Origin of the sequence: Janthinobacterium longum (assembly GCF_051380735.1) — a bacterium.
Classification (GTDB): Bacteria; Pseudomonadota; Gammaproteobacteria; order Burkholderiales; family Burkholderiaceae_D; genus Janthinobacterium.
The window spans coordinates 1,338,112-1,355,492 of sequence record NZ_JBNYXQ010000001.1 but is presented as its reverse complement, the minus strand read 5'-3'; the positions used below and the strand labels follow the sequence as shown (position 1 = coordinate 1,355,492).

At 62.0% G+C, this 17,381-nt stretch carries 15 protein-coding genes; 5 read left to right on the top strand and 10 right to left on the bottom strand.

What is annotated here, in order from left to right:
• Window positions 1-19 precede the first annotated feature (19 nt).
• Together ACQ4WM_RS06115 and ACQ4WM_RS06110 are read right to left on the bottom strand one after the other, a co-directional pair.
• On the bottom strand, window positions 20-1,705 hold the full coding sequence (locus ACQ4WM_RS06115; protein WP_436545786.1) for a methyl-accepting chemotaxis protein: 1,686 nt from the start codon (window positions 1,703-1,705) through the stop codon (window positions 20-22).
• A gap of 277 nt (window positions 1,706-1,982) precedes the next feature.
• A complete protein-coding gene (locus ACQ4WM_RS06110) occupies window positions 1,983-3,071 on the bottom strand; it encodes a patatin-like phospholipase family protein (protein WP_436545785.1) in 1,089 nt (362 codons plus the stop codon).
• Between the two features lie 162 nt (window positions 3,072-3,233).
• Here ACQ4WM_RS06110 and ACQ4WM_RS06105 point away from each other — a divergent pair, with 162 nt between their 5' ends.
• A complete protein-coding gene (locus ACQ4WM_RS06105) occupies window positions 3,234-4,079 on the top strand; it encodes a hypothetical protein (RefSeq protein WP_436545784.1) in 846 nt (281 codons plus the stop codon).
• Window positions 4,080-4,145: 66 nt separating this feature from the next.
• Here the strand turns inward: ACQ4WM_RS06105 and tal are convergent, their stop codons facing one another.
• From tal to zwf, 3 genes are all read right to left on the bottom strand, one after another.
• Window positions 4,146-5,081, bottom strand: a complete 936-nt coding sequence (gene tal / locus ACQ4WM_RS06100) for a transaldolase (RefSeq protein WP_436545783.1) — start codon at window positions 5,079-5,081, stop codon at window positions 4,146-4,148.
• 72 nt (window positions 5,082-5,153) lie between these two features.
• The gene (locus ACQ4WM_RS06095; protein ID WP_312438326.1) at window positions 5,154-6,008 is read right to left on the bottom strand and encodes an SIS domain-containing protein; all 855 of its coding nucleotides are present in this window, start codon (window positions 6,006-6,008) and stop codon (window positions 5,154-5,156) included.
• Between the two features lie 111 nt (window positions 6,009-6,119).
• Complete coding sequence (gene zwf / locus ACQ4WM_RS06090; protein ID WP_436545782.1) at window positions 6,120-7,592, bottom strand: glucose-6-phosphate dehydrogenase; 1,473 nt, start codon at window positions 7,590-7,592, stop codon at window positions 6,120-6,122.
• 546 nt (window positions 7,593-8,138) lie between these two features.
• Here zwf and ACQ4WM_RS06085 point away from each other — a divergent pair.
• Complete coding sequence (locus ACQ4WM_RS06085) at window positions 8,139-9,092, top strand: chemotaxis protein (protein WP_436545781.1); 954 nt, start codon at window positions 8,139-8,141, stop codon at window positions 9,090-9,092.
• Window positions 9,093-9,185: 93 nt separating this feature from the next.
• Here the strand turns inward: ACQ4WM_RS06085 and ACQ4WM_RS06080 are convergent, their stop codons facing one another.
• Both ACQ4WM_RS06080 and pgi read right to left on the bottom strand, forming a co-directional pair.
• Window positions 9,186-10,082, bottom strand: coding sequence for an SMP-30/gluconolactonase/LRE family protein (locus ACQ4WM_RS06080; RefSeq protein WP_436545780.1), 897 nt, complete (start codon window positions 10,080-10,082; stop codon window positions 9,186-9,188).
• A gap of 3 nt (window positions 10,083-10,085) precedes the next feature.
• Entirely contained in the window at window positions 10,086-11,738 is a 1,653-nt protein-coding gene (gene pgi / locus ACQ4WM_RS06075) for a glucose-6-phosphate isomerase (RefSeq protein WP_436545779.1), read from the bottom strand.
• A 328-nt stretch (window positions 11,739-12,066) separates the two neighbouring features.
• Here pgi and edd point away from each other — a divergent pair, with 328 nt between their 5' ends.
• The 3 genes from edd (at window position 12,067) to ACQ4WM_RS06060 (ending at window position 15,219) form a co-directional block, all read left to right on the top strand.
• Window positions 12,067-13,980 carry a phosphogluconate dehydratase gene (gene edd / locus ACQ4WM_RS06070; RefSeq protein ID WP_436545778.1) on the top strand — a complete coding sequence of 638 codons (1,914 nt, stop codon included), beginning with the start codon at window positions 12,067-12,069 and terminating at the stop codon, window positions 13,978-13,980.
• Window position 13,981: 1 nt separating this feature from the next.
• Window positions 13,982-14,611, top strand: a complete 630-nt coding sequence (locus tag ACQ4WM_RS06065; RefSeq protein WP_436545777.1) for a bifunctional 4-hydroxy-2-oxoglutarate aldolase/2-dehydro-3-deoxy-phosphogluconate aldolase — start codon at window positions 13,982-13,984, stop codon at window positions 14,609-14,611.
• A gap of 68 nt (window positions 14,612-14,679) precedes the next feature.
• The gene (locus ACQ4WM_RS06060; protein ID WP_436545776.1) at window positions 14,680-15,219 is read left to right on the top strand and encodes a Rhs element Vgr protein; all 540 of its coding nucleotides are present in this window, start codon (window positions 14,680-14,682) and stop codon (window positions 15,217-15,219) included.
• Here the strand turns inward: ACQ4WM_RS06060 and ACQ4WM_RS06055 are convergent.
• From ACQ4WM_RS06055 to ACQ4WM_RS06045, 3 genes are all read right to left on the bottom strand, one after another.
• Window positions 15,209-15,643, bottom strand: a complete 435-nt coding sequence (locus tag ACQ4WM_RS06055) for a pyridoxamine 5'-phosphate oxidase family protein (protein WP_436545775.1) — start codon at window positions 15,641-15,643, stop codon at window positions 15,209-15,211. The two genes, ACQ4WM_RS06060 and ACQ4WM_RS06055, sit on opposite strands and share 11 nt — an antisense overlap.
• A 123-nt stretch (window positions 15,644-15,766) precedes the next feature.
• Entirely contained in the window at window positions 15,767-16,750 is a 984-nt protein-coding gene (locus ACQ4WM_RS06050; protein ID WP_436546208.1) for a GGDEF domain-containing protein, read from the bottom strand.
• A 5-nt stretch (window positions 16,751-16,755) separates the two neighbouring features.
• Window positions 16,756-17,379 (bottom strand): chemotaxis protein CheC, encoded by a 624-nt coding sequence (locus tag ACQ4WM_RS06045; RefSeq protein WP_436545774.1) that lies wholly within the window; start codon window positions 17,377-17,379, stop codon window positions 16,756-16,758.
• Between the last annotated feature and the right edge of the window lie 2 nt (window positions 17,380-17,381).

Sequence of the window (17,381 nt, the reverse complement as noted above, 5' to 3'; positions counted from 1 at the left end):
AAGCGTACCGGCGCTGAGCTTAAAATTCTTCCCAGTCCTGCTCGGCATTGACAAGTGCCGGCTTTTTTCGCGCTGCCGGGGCACGTGGCGGCGCTGCCGGCGTGGCGCGTACCGGCACGGTCTTCTTCACCGCCACTGCCACCGGTGGCGTGGCCATCTGCAGCAGCTTGAAGCCGCCGGCCACCTGCGCCAGTTGCGCCGCCTGGTCCTGCATGCTTTCGGCGGCCGCCGCCGCTTCTTCCACCAGCGCGGCATTTTGCTGCGTCACCTGGTCCATCTGCGTGATGGCCTGGTTGACCTGGTCGATGCCCATGCTCTGCTCGGCGCTGGCCGAGGTGATTTCGGCCATGATGTCGGTCACGCGGCGCACGCTGTCGACCACCTCGTTCATGGTGCTGCCGGCCTGCTGCACCAGTCGGCTGCCGCCGTTGACCTGCGCCACCGAATCGTCGATCAGGTTTTTGATTTCTTTCGCGGCACTGGCCGAGCGCTGCGCCAGATTGCGCACTTCGCTGGCCACCACGGCAAAGCCGCGCCCCTGTTCGCCGGCGCGCGCCGCTTCCACCGCCGCGTTCAGCGCGAGGATATTGGTCTGGAAGGCGATGCCATCGATCACGCCGATAATGTCGACGATTTTTCTCGACGAGGCATCGATGGCACCCATGGTGTCGACCACCTGGCCCACGATGCCGCCGCCGCGTTCGGCCACTTCCGACGCCGACAGGGCCAGCTGGTTGGCCTGGCGCGCATTGTCGGCATTCTGTTTCACGGTGGCGGTCAGTTGTTCCATCGACGAGGCAGTTTCTTCGAGCGAACTGGCCTGCTGTTCCGTGCGCGAGGACAGGTCCAGGTTGCCTGCCGCAATTTCCGACGACGCCGTAGCAATCGCATCGGTGCCCGTCTGCACCTGCGACACCACCTTGGTCAGCGCATCGTTCATGCCTTTCAGCGCGTGCATCAGGTCGCCCACTTCATCGCGCGTGGGCTGGCCGAAGGTGGTGCGCAGGTCGCCTTCGGCGACGGTAGTTGCCACCGCAATGGCTGCCTGCAGCGGCAGCGTGATCGAGCGCGTGATCAACCAGGCGCACAGGCTGCCAAAGACGATCATCAGGCCGGCCAGGATGGCCGTCAGCGTCAGGCTGCGGCTATTGGCCCGTTCGATCGCCTGGGCCGTGTCATCGATGGCCTGGCGCTGCTCGGCCAGGAAGCCCTGTACCTTGGCCTGGTAGGCCTGGGCGGCCGGCATGTATTGCTGGGTATAGACGCGCTCGGCAGCCTCGACCTGGCCGGTTTTCTTGGCCGCCATCACGGCCTGCTTGGCCTGCTGATATACGCCGCGTACCTGCATCACGTCGGCAAAAGTGGCTTTTTCCTTTTCACTCGACAGCATGGCCTCCATCTGTTTCAGCAGGCCGCCACCCTTTTTTGTGCCGGCCGCAATCACCTCGGCAAATGTTACGGACAAGGTTTCATCCGAGCTTTTGGCGATCAGCGTGGTGCGTTCGATCGCCGAGTAGATCAGCAGGTACAGGTCGGACGCCAGGCGCTCCTTGGCCAGCGGCTTTTCCATCATCGCGCGCGTGGCCTGCGCGTTGCTCCAGGCGTTGATGACGGAAAACGAGGTACAGACAATTGCCAGCAGCAGCACCACGGCAAAGCCGATACCCAGGCGCGCACCAATACGAATGTTGGTCAGTATTTTCATAATGTCTTTTGGTGGCAGTGATCAATCAGGCATTTTCCAATGAAAATGCTACACGGGCATGACGGCGGCAGATCGTGTTCAAACGCGGTGTGACAGCGCAGTGGTGCGCGAGGCGGGGTCGGGGCCGGAAATACTGACAACAAAACAAAAGCGTCAAAACGCCATGCCTTGAGCCAAGAATGAGGGTGGCGTTACGTAAATCCTACCACGCAAAAATGATTGTTGGTATGAAATACGCACGGCTCTGGTGCGCCAGCGCGCGGCTGTTGTTTTTGGTTCAAGCGTGCAGGTCGAGCGCCTGGCGCAGGTCGGGCTGCTCGGCCCAGCGCGCAAAGGCGGCAGCCATGCGCTCGCTTTCGGCGATGGCCCGGCGCCAGTCGCGGATGCGTGCCGCGTGGTCCTGGCCATAATGGGCAAAGTCGCGCCGGTCCGGCAGCTTGCCGTTGGGCAGGCTGGCAACAAAGGCGGGCGAGGGCGAGACCAGGATCAGGTTGTCGAGCGCCGCATCCTGGCCGCGCACGCGGCGCCAGGGCATAGCCTTGTCCAGCCAGCCTGGCACGATATGGTCGGAAAAATGCGGATACAGCACCAGGTCCGGTTCGCGCTGGTAGGGCAGGTGCAAGTGGTAATCGACCAGGCCGCCGTCCCAGTAGCGTCCGGGCGGCGCACCGGCGATGCCGGTGACGGCGTCCAGCACCAGTGGAATCGAGCCCGAGGCCAGCAGCGCGTCGCGCAGATTGTCCTGCGCCAGCGGCACGAAGTGGCCATTGAAGGCGTCGAAGCGTGAACGCAGCCAGCTGGCGCCGTCCGGCCCCGCATGAAACACCACGCGTTCCAGCGAGGCGGCTAACCGGTCGCGCGCCAGCGTATTGCCGGCTGCCGCCAGCAAAAAGCCGCGCCGGTCGCGCCAGACGCCGGGCCGGGCCAGAGGGCCGATGCCGCGTACCGCCAGCACGGCCAGGCTGTGCTGCGCGTGCTGCAGCAACTGCGCGTCCTGGCCGTCGAGCATGGCACCCAGCAGGGCGCGGCAGGTGCGGCTGACATGGGTCGAAGCGGGTTTGTCGGGGTAGCGCTGGCCCACGTATTCGCGCACCAGGCGGCGCTGCGCGGCAACCGGATCGGCAAGGGTGGCGGCGGCCATGCGCCAGGCGCCGATCGAGGCGCCGATGAACTGCCGCCGGCGTGGTGCTTGCGGCAGGAAGTCGCCGAACAGCCAGCAGTCGAGCTGGTGCAGGATCAGTCCCTTCGGCCCGCCCGCAGCAGCCGGCACGATGGCGACGTCAAGCGCGCGCATACCGTGTTCGGCAATGCGCGCGCGGGCGCGGCGGCCCAGGCGGATGGTGATGGCGGACTTGCTTGGCGACATGAGGTGCGGCTCGTGGCTGGTTGGAACCGCCCATTGTAGCGCCAGCGGCCTGGTCAGGCGTGCGACGAGGAACGGCGTTTTTTACTATTATCCTTAAGATAATAATGACGGAACACCATGCTTTCGTCATGCACGACGTTAGCTGACTTTATAAAGAGAAATATGAAACGACCTGAACAGTTACCGGGCAGCTTGCTGCTCATCACCTTATTGGCTGCTGCCCTGAGCGCGTGCGGTGGCGGCTCTTCTTCCTCCGACAACGCCGCCGCCGTCACGCCGGCCAATCCCGTCGCGCCAGTGACACCAGTTACGCCAGTGAGCGGCGACACAGGCAGCGTCAGTGCCCCATTCGCTGGCAACGCCAGCGCCCGCTATCTGCTGCTGGCCGTCGCCAGCCAGAGCACGGGCGCGCTGACCAGTGTCAGCCAGGCCGCCAATGGCGCGTTGAGCGAGATCTCCGGCAATGCCTTCACGGGCACGCCGGCCATTACGCGCGAGATCAGCGGCGACGCCAGCTTTGCGCAGGGGCGCTGGTTCACCGGCACCATTACCCGCAGCACGGGCGCCACCGTGATGACCGGCAATAACGCCAGCGCCCATTACAACGTCTACAAGACCGTTGCGGCGCTGCCTGTCAGCGGCAACCTGACTTGCGACGCCGGCACGTTCACGGCGCCGAGCTATACTGGTGGCAGTGTGATCGGCCAGGACGCCTATTTCGGCACGGCCAGCGGCAGTGCCACCTTGTCGTTTGGTGCCACCGGTGCAAGCCTGGCGATGACGGTAAACACCAGCGCCGGCGGCAGCAGCGGCAGCATCAGCGGTGCCGGCCTGCTGGCTGCGCCCGCATCGACGGTGATCGGCGGTGGTTTCCTGGGCGGCAGCAGCGGCAGCCTGCTGGCGCTCGGTGATGCAGGCGCTGGCCGCTACCTGGTCATCGGCGGCTACAAGGTGGTGCTGGCCAATGGTGCCAACTACCAGGGTGTGGCGACCTTCCGCTGCTCCTGATCGTGCAGTCATGAAAAAAGCGGCGCCGTACAATGCACGGACGCCGCTTTTTTATGCTCGCGCCGCTTAGCGCAGGGCCGAGATCAGCTGTTTCAGCTTGCCCGTATCGACGCAGAAAGCGCGGATGCCTTCGGCCAGTTTTTCGGTCGCCATCGCGTCTTCATTCATCATGAAGCGGAACGATTTTTCATCGAGCGACATCTTGACGATATTCGTGCCCGGCGCCGCTTCGGCGCTCAGCTTGCGTGCTACCTGCGCATCGCTGTCGGCCAGCTTTTGCAGCAGGTCCGGGCTGATGGTCAGCAGGTCGCAGCCGGCCAGTTCCAGGATCTGCGAGGTATTGCGAAAGCTCGCGCCCATCACTTCGGTGGTGTAGCCAAACTTGCGGTAGTAGTTGTAGATGCGCTTGACCGACTGCACGCCCGGATCTTCCGCGCCCATGTAGTCGATGCCGGTCGATTTTTTGTACCAGTCGTAGATGCGGCCGACGAACGGCGAAATCAGCTGGGCACCCGCCTCGGCGCAGGCGATCGCCTGCGACAGCGAGAACAGCAGGGTCATGTTGCAGCGTATGCCTTCCTTTTCCAGGATCTCGGCAGCGCGTATGCCTTCCCAGGTCGAGGCCATCTTGATCAGCACGCGCTCGCGTTCAATCCCGGCGTTCGAATACAGGGCGACCAGGTCGCGGCCCTTGGCCACCGTGCCTTCCACATCGAACGACAGGCGGGCGTCGACTTCGGTCGATACGCGGCCCGGGATAATTTGCAAAATCTCGCTGCCAAAAGCGATCAGCAGGCGGTCGATAATCTCGGTAGGCGAGGCGTTCGGATGGTCGCGCACGGCCTTTTCCAGCAGCGGCTTGTATTCGTCCTTTTGCACCGCCTTCAGGATCAGCGAAGGATTGGTGGTCGCGTCGCGCGGCGTGTAGGCCTGGATCGACTGGAAGTCGCCCGTATCGGCCACCACGGTAGTGAATTGTTTGAGTTGGTCTAATTGGTTCATGGCTGGAGATTATACTGAAAGTAATTAAGGCCGGGGTCAGACCCGGCGGGTCTGACCCCAGATTTCTGCTGCCTATCCTATAAACGAATCAAACTGCATATCAAATTCCTGCAAGGCCTTCTGCGCATTCTGCATCTTCTTGCGGAACTCCGGCCCGCGCTGCAGCGCCAGGCCCACGGCCAGCACGTCAATCACCACCAGGTAAGCCAGGCGCGCCGAGATCGGCGTGTAGGGGTCGGTATTGAACACCAGGTCGATCGGGATCAGCACGGTGGCCAGGTCGGCCAGCGGCGTGCCCGATGGTGCCAGCACGATCACGTCGGCGCCGCCACGGCGCGCCAGCTTGACCGAGCGCACCAGCGCCGGGCTGTTGCCGCGCTGCGAGATGGCGACCAGCGCATCGCCGCCGCGCAGCAGGGCCGCCGCGATGCTGTGGATATTCGGGTCGCTGTAGGCCACCGTCGGCACGCCCGAGCGGAAGAACTTGTGCTGGGCATCGGCGGCCACGATGCCCGAGGTGCCCTGGCCGTAGAATTCGATCTTGCTGGCGCGCGACAAAATATCGAGCGCGCGCTGTATCGCTTCCGGGTTCAGGTTGTTGCGCAGGTCGAGCAGGGTATTGATCGAACGGCTGCAGATTTTATTGACCAGGTCGGCCGCCAGGTCATCCTGCGCCGGCTGCTCATTGGCTCCCGGCATGGCCAGCGCCAGGCCCTGCGCCAGGCGCAGCTTGAACTCGTGCCAGCCATCGTAACCCAGGGTGCGGCAAAAACGCACCACGGTCGGCTCCGACACCTGCGCGTTTTTCGCCAGCGCCGTGATGTTCTGGCTGACCGTCTGGTTCGGCTGTTCCAGCACCGCCAGCGCGACTTTTTTCTCCGATTTGGAGAGCGAGTCGAGCTGGGTGCGGATGGAGTCAAGCAGCATGAAATTAATCTTCTATCTTCGGGCAAAGGTGAAGCAGGGAATTCGTGGAGCACCGCTCCACGCCTGCGTAACGGCCTGGCCTTGCAAGGCCAGGCTCCTTGCACTTCCAAGTTAGTCTTCGGGAAGCGCCTCTTCACGCCATTGCAAGCCATCACGCCCGATCAGTGCGCTCGCTGCGGCCGGGCCCCAGGTACCTGCCGTGTACGGGATCGGGGCGCTGTCGTTCTGTTCCCAGCTGTCGAGGATAGGTTCGACCCATTCCCAGGCCGCTTCCAGTTCGTCGCCGCGCATGAACAGGGTCAGCTGGCCGCGCAGGACGTCCAGCAGCAGGCGCTCGTAGGCGTCCATGCGCGGGGTCTTGAACGATTCGCGGAAATCGAGTTCCAGTTCGGCCGGTTTCAAACGCATGCCTTCGCCCGGCGTCTTGGCCATCAGGTTCAGGCTCAGGCCTTCGTCGGGCTGCAGGCGGATCACCAGGCAGTTCGGCTGGAAGCTCGACGTTGGCTGGTTGAAGATCGAGTGCGGGATCTGCTTGAAGCGCACGACGATTTCGGCCAGGCTGTCGGCCATGCGCTTGCCGGTGCGCAGGTAGAACGGCACGCCGGCCCAGCGCCAGGTGTCGATTTCGGCTTTCATTGCAACAAAGGTCTCGGTGCGCGAATGTTGCGGCGCATCGGGCTCGTCGCGGTAGCTCGGCACGGTGGCGCCGTCGACATGGCCGGCACGGTACTGGCCGCGTACGATGTTTTGCGACAGGGTGGTCGGCGTGAATTTTTTCAGCGAGCGCAGCACTTGCAGCTTTTCGTCACGCACGGCGTCCGGCGCGATCGAGGTCGGTGGTTCCATCGCCACGATGCACAGCAGCTGCAGCAGGTGGTTCTGCAGCATGTCGCGCAGCGCGCCCGAGGTGTCGTAGTAACCCATGCGGTTGCCCACGCCCAGTTTCTCGGCGATGGTGATCTGCACGTCGGAAATCCATTCACGGCGCCACAGTGGCTCAAACAGGATATTGCCGAAGCGCAAAGCCATCAGGTTCTGCACGGTTTCCTTACCCAGGTAATGGTCGATACGGTAGATCTGCGATTCCTGGAAGACCTTGCCCACTTCGGCATTGATCTGCTTGGCACTGGCCAGGTCGCGGCCCAGCGGTTTTTCCAGCACGACGCGCGAATTTGGCGTCACCAGGCCATTTTCTTCCAGGTTGTCGCAAATCAGCGCAAACAGGTGCGGTGGCGTCGCCAGGTAGTACACGCGCGTCAGGTTGGCGTCGCCGCGCAGCACTTCCACCAGCGGTGCATAGGTCTTGGCATCGCTGGCATTGAGCGACACGTAGACGATGCGCGCGCAGAACTTGTTCCACGTGGCGTCATTCAGGGTGCTGGCCTTGATGTGCGGGCGGGAATTGGTTTCCACCATTTTCAGGAAAGCGTCCTGGCCGCTGTCCTGGCGGCCCACGCAGATAATGCGCGCCGTTGGCGGCAGGTCGTTCGCGACATCGCGCGCATACATTGCAGGCAGTAATTTACGCATGGCTAAATCGCCGCTGCCGCCAAACAGGACCAGGTCAAAATCGGTAAGAGCCATAATATGATGTCGTCGCAAAAGTAAAGGAGCCGGAGCCGGGAAGGTGCTGATCGCTGGCAGCGCCGTGGCGCAACGCCGCGCTTGTATCGCCGCGTGAACCGCAGTCTATGCTACTGTAAATTCATGGTGTAAATTTACTACGTAGAACTGTCAATTGCAAGAAATTTTACTACATTGAACGCTGTCTCGCCATTCCTGCATTATAGACTTGTCGGCTAACCTTGCCACACCAACATAAATTGCAAAAAAATCATTGTTTCAAAGGAAATTTTCCAGGCTCACCGTACGAATTTGCGCTATAGCAACAACATCGGCAAGAAAAGCGTGTGCAAAGGCTTGTAAACAATTTAAGTAGCTTTCCGGAAATAAATTGACCGTATAATCGGCGTAATACGCTGACAAGCAAGTTAGCGACAATATACTGCGCTGTAGCGTCGGCCATGCCCCGAATCCGCCTTCCGACCTACCGTACCAGGCATTCAGTCATGAAAGCATGCGGCAAGGCGGACTTCAATTACGCACAACAAGACGGCTCCAGGGGGAATAATGAATTCAATGCAGCAAGATGTCGACGAACGCACCAGCCTGACAGGCAATAATAAATTCGAACTGTTTCTGTTCAGGCTAGGGGCCAGCGACCACTCGACCAGCCGCGAACTGTTCGGCATCAATGTGTTCAAGGTACGCGAGATCATGGAAATGCCGGCCATTACGGCCGTTGCAGGTTCACATCCGCATATGCTGGGCGTGGTCAATATCCGTGGCCAGATCGTGCCGGTGATCGACCTGCCGATGGCAGTCGGCTGCAAGAGCAACGGCCTGAAGATATTGATGGTGACCGAGTTCGCCCGCTCGACGCAGGCGTTTGCCGTGGAAGAGGTCGATGAAATCGTGCGCCTGGAGTGGAATCAGGTGCTGTCGGCCGAATCGAGCGTCGGTGGCGGTCTGGTCACCAGCATTGCCCGTCTCGACGGCGATACCGACAAGACGCGCCTGGCGCAAGTGCTGGACGTCGAGCAGATCCTGCGCAATGTGCTGCCTTCCGGCGAACCCGATATCGACAAGACCAGCATCGGCCCGCAGGTGCGCCTGCCGGCCGGCGCCGTGATCCTGGCTGCCGACGATTCCTCGCTGGCCAGGTCGCTGATCGAAAAAGGCCTGGAAGCGATGGGCGTGCCATTCATTATGACCAAGACTGGCAAGGAGGCGTGGGAGCGTTTGCAAGCGATCTCGGCCCAGGCGGCGACCGAAGGCAAGACCGCGAAAGACAAGGTCGCGCTGGTGCTGACCGACCTGGAAATGCCGGAAATGGACGGTTTCACCCTGACCCGCAATATCAAGAACGATGGCCGCTTCTCGTCGATTCCGGTGGTGATCCATTCGTCGCTGACCGGTTCGACCAACGAAGATCACGTCAAGGGCGTGGGCGCAGATGGCTATGTGGCCAAGTTCGTGGCGGCCGAGCTGGCAGAGACGATACGCAAGGTGCTTTCGAGGTAACTCAACCCAACCTCCAAAGGCTGGGGTCAGACCCCCTCGCCCGTTAGCAATGACTTTTGCGTTAGCGGCATTGAGGGGCTGACCCCGTTACTCTTACGCCTGGTAAGCCGTTTCCGGCTGCCCCGCCACATCCACCCGCACCGACAGCACGTAGCCGGTCAACGGGTAGTTGGCAATCTCTTCCTTCGAGCGGTTATGGCTGGCGGTGGTGATATACAAGGTGCGCAGGTCGGCGCCGCCGAAGGTCACCATGGTCGGGCAACGGGCCGGCACCGTGATTTCCCCGAGCAACTTGCCATCGGGTGCGAAGCGCAGGATCTTGCCGCCTTCGAACATGGCTGACCAGTAATTGCCTTCGCTGTCGACCGCAGCACCGTCCGGGCGCCCGCCGTAGTCGGCCGCCTTTTTGTCGGTGGAAAAGCGCTGAAAAGGTTGCGGCGCGGAAATGGCGCCGGTGGCCGCATCGAAGTCGAAGCGGTCGATGCGGTGGGTGGTGGTGTCCGAGTGGTACATGGTGCGCTGGTCCGGTGAAAAACCCAGGCCATTCGACACCGTCATGCCGCCCGACCAGACCTTGCGTACCTGACCCTTTTCCAGCACAAACATTTCCGCCGCATCCGCATTGCGCGGCTCAAAAATCGTGCCGACCCAGAAACGGCCCGCCGGGTCGACCTTGCCATCGTTGAAGCGGGTGGTGGCCATGTCGAATGGCGCCGGCGCGATGTGCGCCAGGCTGCCTGTGTTCGTATCGAGATGCGCGAAGCCGCTGCGCAGCGCCACGATCAGGCCGCCGCCGGCATTAATGGCCAGCGCCGATGGTTCGGTCGGCATCTCCCATTTGCTGTGCTTGCCGCTATCCGGATGCAGGCGATGCACGGCGCGTCCGTCGATATCGACCCAGTACAGGGCTGCTTCCTGCTGGTGCCACAAGGGGCATTCACCCACTTGCATCGCTTGATCGCTGACGACCTTGATTTCGTAAATATTCATGTTTTAGTAGGCTGCCTTGGCGGCGCGTGCAAGTGAAATCAGGCCATTGGTCGAGCTGTCGTGCAGTTCCGGCTGCGCCTGGCCGGTCAGTTCCGACTGGATTTTCTTGGCCAGTACCTTGCCCAGTTCCACGCCCCATTGGTCAAAACTGTTGACGTTCCACAGCACGCCTTGCACGAAAGTTTTGTGTTCGTACAGGGCGATCAGCGCGCCCAGGGTCGATGGTGTCAGTTGATCCATCAGAATGGTGTTGCTCGGACGGTTGCCCGGGAATGTCTTGTGCGGCACCAGTGCTTCGATTTGATCGGCAGGCAAGCCTTGCGCCTGCAGATCAAGCCGCACTTCCTCGCCTGTCTTGCCGGTCATAAACGCTTCCGACTGCGCAAAGCAGTTGGCCAGCAGGGCGTCATGGTGGCCCGGCAGGTCGTGCGTGGCGCGCAGCGCGGCGATAAAGTCGATCGGCGTGATGTCGGTGCCCTGGTGCAGCAACTGGAAGTAGGCGTGCTGGGCGTTGGTGCCGCAATCGCCCCAGATCACGGGGCCGGTTGGCACGCCGACCGGCTCGCCGTCCTTGGTGACGCGCTTGCCATTGCTTTCCATGTCCAGCTGTTGCAGGTAGGCGGCAAAGCGCGACAGGTCCTGGTGGTACGGTGCGATCGAGACGGAGCCGCAATCGAGGAACTGGCGATTCCAGAAGCCCACCATGGCCAGTACCACCGGCATGTTCTGGGCCAAGGGCGCGGTGCGGAAATGCTGGTCCATCGCATGCGCGCCAGCGAGGAAATCGCTGAAGTATTCGAAACCGACGGCCAGCGCCACGGCCAGGCCGATCGATGACCAGACCGAATAGCGTCCGCCGACCCAGTCCCAGAACGGGAACATATTGGCCGGATCAATGCCGAACTCGACGATGGCCGCCGCGTTGGTGGAGACTGCCACGAAGTGCCTGGCCAGGTCTTTTTCCTCGCCTTCCAGCAGGAACCAGGCGCGCGCCGTATTGGCGTTGAGCATGGTTTCGGCTGTGACAAAGGTTTTCGAGGCAACGATAAACAAGGTCGTTTCCGGATCGACTTTCGACAGGGTCGCTTCCATGTCGTGGCCGTCAACGTTCGACACGAAATGCATTTCCAGGCCCGGGTTGGCGTAGGAGCGCAGCGCCAGGCAGGCCATTTTCGGACCCAGGTCGGAGCCGCCGATGCCGATATTGACGACGTCGGAAATCGGCTTGCCGGTGTAACCCAACCAGCTGCCGTTGCGCACCTTGTCGGTAAATGCTTTCACACGTTGCAATACATCGTGCACATCAAAGTCGATATCCTGGCCGTCGACCACCAGCCTGGTGCCGCGCGGCGCACGCAAGGCAGTATGCAGAACGGCCCGATGTTCGGTAAGATTGATTTTCTCGCCGGCGAACATCGCTTCGCGCTGCGCTTCGACGCCGCGTTCGCGCGCCAGGTCCATCAGCAAGGCCATGCTGGTCGCATCGACCCGGTTCTTCGAGTAGTCGAGCAGCAGGCCGGCGGCGTCGATGGTCATTTGCGCAAAGCGCTGCGGGTTGCCGGCAAACAGCTGGCGCAGGTGCACGTCGCGCATGCTGGCGCTGTGGGCCTGCAATTGTTGGAAACTGGTCAAGGCGGTGAGGGCGGGAGTGGACATGGCGGTCGGCTGGATACTGGTCTCGGTTATAAGGAAGTGCGGCGCGCCTGAAACATGCGCTGCCGGCGATGATATGAGAATAATACATCAGAAAAAAGTAAATTCACTACACTTTGTATCGCCGGTTCGGCGCCATCGTGTTTTTTTCAGCGCGATTGGCCACTGAATCAGGCGATGGAGGTGGTGTGTCCGCAAAGGTGGTGCTTGGCGTGGACGCATTGAAAAGCGGCAAAAAAATGGCATATTTACGGCGTTGGCCCAAGCAAAAGTGCTTCTGCTCATCCATTTTGTAGTAAAATTTCACAAAATACTTTTTAAGGAATCCATCATGGCGCTGCATCCAGTAGTCGAATCCGTAACAGCGCGCATTATCGCGCGCAGCCGGCCCTCGCGCGGCGCCTATCTGACGCACCTGGACGCGGCTCGCATCCAGGGCGTACAGCGCGGCGCGCTGTCGTGTACCAACCTGGCGCATGGCTTTGCCGCGTTTCCGGCCAACGACAAGCTGTCGCTGAGGGAATACAAAAAGCCGTCGGTGGCCATCGTTTCGTCGTACAACGACATGCTGTCGGCGCACCAGCCGTTCGAAGGTTTTCCGCAGATTATCAAAGAGGCCGTGCGCGAAGTGGGTGCGGTGGCGCAGTTCGCCGGTGGCGTGCCTGCCATGTGTGATGGCGTGACACAAGGCCAGCCAGGCATGGAATTGTCGCTGTTTTCGCGCGACACCATCGCCATGTCGACCGCCGTGGCGCTGTCGCACAATATGTTCGACTCGGCGCTGTACCTGGGCGTGTGCGACAAGATCGTGCCGGGCCTGCTGATCGGTGCGCTGCACTTCGGCCACTTGCCGGCCGTGTTCGTGCCGGCCGGCCCGATGACGTCGGGCCTGTCGAACAAGGAAAAAGCCCAGGTGCGCCAGCTGTATGCGCAAGGCAAGGCAACGCGTGAAGACTTGCTCGAAGGCGAGTCGAAAGCCTACCACGGCGCCGGCACCTGTACCTTTTACGGTACCGCGAACAGCAACCAGATGCTGATGGAAGTCATGGGCCTGCACCTGCCGGGCGCCGCCTTTATTACGCCGAACACGCCGCTGCGCGATGCCCTGACCGCCGCCGCAGCCCAGCGCGCCGCCGTGATCACGGCGCAAAGCGGCAGCTACTTGCCGGTTGGCCATATCGTCGACGAGAAATGTATCGTCAACGCCGTGGTTGGCTTGCTGGCCACGGGCGGCTCGACCAATCACACCCTGCACCTGGTGGCGATTGCCAAGGCGGCCGGCATCGTGATCGACTGGAATGACTTCAATGAGCTGTCGGCCATCGTGCCGATGTTGACGCGCATCTATCCGAACGGCGACGCCGACGTGAACCATTTCCACGCCGCTGGCGGCACCGGCTACCTGATCCGCGAACTGCTGGACGCGGGCCTGCTGCACGAAGACGTCAACACCATCCTCGGCCATGGCTTGCGCGCGCACTGCATGGAGCCCTTCCTCGGCGAAGACGGCAAGGTCTTCTGGAAAGATGCCCCTGCCGCGAGCGCCGACGAAAGCGTGCTGCGCCCGGCCTCGAACCCGTTCGCGCCGGACGGCGGCATGGTGCTGGTGGCCGGCAATCTGGGTCGCGCGGTGATGAAAGTATCGGCTGTCAAGCCCGAGCACCGCACCGTCGAAGCGCCGGCGATCGTCTTCAATTCGCAGGAAGATTTCATGGCCGCCTACAAGGCCGGCACGCTGGACCGCGATTTCGTTGCCGTGCTGCGCTTCCAGGGGCCGCGCGCCAACGGCATGCCGGAACTGCACGCACTGACGCCGGCGCTGGCCAACCTGCAGGACGCCGGCCGCCATGTGGCGCTGGTCACCGATGGCCGCATGTCGGGTGCATCGGGCAAGGTGCCTGCCGCCATCCACGTCTCGCCCGAGATCCTCGCTGGCGGCCCTCTGGGCCTGGTGCGCGACGGCGACGTGATCCGTCTCGATGCGTTTACCGGCGTGCTCGAAGCACTGGTACCGGCTGACGTATGGCATGCACGTTCGCCTGTCACCACTGATTTGTCGCCCGGCCATATCGGCATGGGCCGCGAATTGTTTTCGATGTTCCGCTCCACCGTCAGCGCGGCGGAAGAGGGCGCCACCACGTTTGGCCTGCCGTCGCCGATTCCTACCACCGTGCCCTTGCACGAAGGCGAGAATGTCGGCGATACTGTGCCGGGCTCCGATGAAGACTTTTTGGCAAGGAAATAAAATGACCATGACACTCCTGGAAATTATGCGTACCTCGAGCGTGATCCCCGTGATTGCGATCGACGATCCTGAACACGCCGTACCGCTGGCGCGCGCGCTGGTGGCGGGCGGCATCCGCGTGCTGGAAGTGACCTTGCGCACCAAGCACGGCCTGGAAGCGATCCGCGCCATGTCGGAAGTGCCGGGCGCCATCGTAGGCGTCGGCACGCTCACCCGTCCTGAAGAATTTGCCGCAGCGCGCGATGCGGGCGCCGTGTTTGGCGTCTCGCCTGGCTTGACCAGCGCGCTGGTTGCCGCAGCAAAAAGCAGTGGCCTGCCGCTGTTGCCTGGCGTAATGACCCCGGGTGAAGTGATGGCAGCGCGTGAAAACGGCTTCCTGCAACTGAAGTTGTTCCCGGCCGTGCCAGCTGGCGGCATCGGCATGCTGAACGCCATCTACGGCCCGCTGCCGGACGTCACGTTCTGCCCGACCGGCGGCATTTCGCAGGACACGGCGTCGCAGTTCCTGGCACTGAAAAACGTCGTCTGCGTGGGCGGCTCGTGGCTGACGCCAAAAGACGCCATTGCGGCCGGCAACTGGGACCGCATTACGGAAATCGCCAAGGCCGCCAGCGGCCTGCGTTCCGCCTAGGCGCTCCGCCGAAGTTGTGATCCACCGGCGAGCCTTCCGCGCTTGCCGTTTTTTCTTCCAGGATATCCATGCCTGATTTTCGCCGTCCCTTGACTGCTGGTGAAATCGCCATGGTGCGCAGCGTCTTCCAGAACGCCATCGACACCACGCGCGTGCGCGTGGTGCGCGGCTCTTTTCTTCCCTTCAATTTGCAGGACCAGAACACGGCCATGACGCCGCGCGGCAGCCTGTATTTCATGCCGGCCCAGTACCGCATTGACTTTTCACGCGAGGATGCCGGCGGCAAACTGTTCTTTATTCATGAGATGGTGCATGTGTGGCAGTGGCAGCTGGGCTACAACTGCATCTTGCATGGCTTGCTGCTGGCGCTGTTCGGCGGCTATTTCCGCCAGCGCGCCTACCGCTACGACAGCAGCGTGCGGGGCACGAGCTTGGCCAGCTATAACATGGAGCAGCAGGCCGAACTGGTGTCCCATTATTTTGGCGCCACCCAGCTGGGCCTGGCCTCGATGACAGCCAGGCTGCCGTTCTTGCGCGAGGTGCTGGGCGGCTTTTTGCAGTCGCCCGGCAATGCCGGTTTATTGCCGGAGCGCTGGCTTACAAGGTGATCTCGCCTTCTTCCTCGCCATCCCAGTAATTGATGCGCCTGGCCTGCACCTTGATCAGGATAATTCCTGGCGTGGCCGGTCCTTGCTTGAACCAGCGGTTCATGCTGTCATCCCAGTGCGCTTCAAAAGCCTGCTGGTCGGTGATCAGCTCGGCCTGGCCCTCGACGGCGATAAACAGCGGCGGCGCGCCGAACAGATGGGCCTTGCCCTGGTAGGACAGGCCGACGGCTGGGTCGCGGCGGATATCGTCGACCATGCGCGCGTCGCTCCAGGTAAAGTACCAGGAAGTACCGTCGTAATCGACATCCTCGTTATTGCTCATCGGGCGGGCCGCCAGCTGGCCGTCTTCGGCGCGTGTCGACAACATCAGAAAATCGATGTCGGCCATCTTTTTTGCCAGTTCCGGCAAGGTCATTGTGCTCATGTGATGCTCCGTGGTCATGGTGGTTGAATGGTGGCGGCAACAGGCGCGCCGCGTTCATGTCATGGAGTTGACCACAGGAGGCGTCCGCCCTGCGTGCGGCAGCTCACCTTGCAAGGCAGATAATCAGGCAGGCGGTGCGCGATGCGAGGCGTTGCTGACGACGCGGTTGCGTCCGCCATCCTTGGCCTGGTACAGCGCACGGTCGGCGGCGCCGATCAGCTGGTCCATGTCCAGCGGCGCGGTGCCACTGTGGGTGGCCACGCCGATGCTGACGGTAATATGGCGCGGCGCGCCGTCTTCATGACCGTTGTCGATGGACAAGGCGCGCACGCCCTTGCGGATCGCCTCGGCCAGGGCCAGTGCCTTGGCCGGTACGGTGTCGGGCAGGATGGCGGCAAACTCTTCGCCACCGTAGCGCGCCAGCACATCGCCGGAGCGGTTGAGCATGGTAGCGAGCGCGCTGGCCACTTGCTTCAGGCAAGCGTCGCCCTGCTGGTGGCCGTACTGGTCGTTATAGTCCTTGAAGTGGTCGATATCGATCATCAGCAGCGACAGCGGACTGCCGTTACGCCTGGCGCGACGCATTTCCTTGTCGATCGCGACGTCGAAATGGCGGCGATTGGCCACCCCTGTCAGGCCGTCCGAAAAGGTCTGCGAGCGCAACACCATGGTCTGCTCGCGCAACAGTTTTTCGCGGCCCACGGCGATGGTCACATCGGTAATCTGGATCAGGCAATGGCGTGGTGCATCGGGCAGGCTGATGGGCGTGACGGCCACCGCCTGCTGCATGCGCTCGCGGCCTTCGCTGCTCACCGCCGCCTGCGGGTACAGCGGGAATGGTGACTTGTGCAGCGATTGCGACAGCAGCGACTGGAAGTTGTCGCGCAGGGCCTGGGTGATGGCCGATTCGATGCGCTTTTGCTGCAGTTCCGGGAACACCTCGAAAAAATCGTGGCCCAGCACGCTGTCGGCTTTCCAGCCTGAGTGGCGCTCCAGCCAGCGGTTCCACAGCACGATGCTGCGGTTCTCGTCGAGCACGATGGCGCCCAGATTGACGGCACCGAGTATGCTTTCGAGCAGGGTCAAGCGCTGCAAGGTGTCAGCCATGGTACTCACGCCGGTCCAAAGACCTTGGCCAGGTAGCGGTTGACCTGTTCTTTCAGGTCGTGCAAGGCGGACAGGTCCAGCACAAAGGCCACATAGCCGTGGATCTGGTGCTTGGCCAGCACGAAGTCGATATGCAGCATCAGCACCACGTCGTCGCCGTGTTCGCCGAAGACGGACAGGATTTCCGTGCTGGTGCCCACATGGTAGACGGGCAGGGAGCCGTGCAGCTCGCTGTCGAACAGGTTGGCCAGGGTGCCCACGCAGGAATTGAGGATGATATTGCCAATTTCGCTCATCGCCTCCTGTTCCATTTCCGTCAACTGCTCGAGCGGCATGCTGTCGCCCACCATCAGGCGCACGATTTCCAGGCTTTTGTCTTCCGGAAACATTAATATGGCTTCGGTGGCGAACGCGCCGTCGTAATGCTGGCTGACGCCACAGATGCGGTCGCCGTCGCGCTTGTTGCCCAGCAGGGTAGCCGCATCGGCGCGGTTCAGGAAGGTAATCGAGGGCACCGACATGGCCACTTCCTCGTTGACGATCTCGCTCATGGAGGCCGCCGCGTGGCCCACGCCGATATTGAAGATTTCGACCAGTGCGTCGTTTTCCAGTTCGGACAGGTTGACCATGC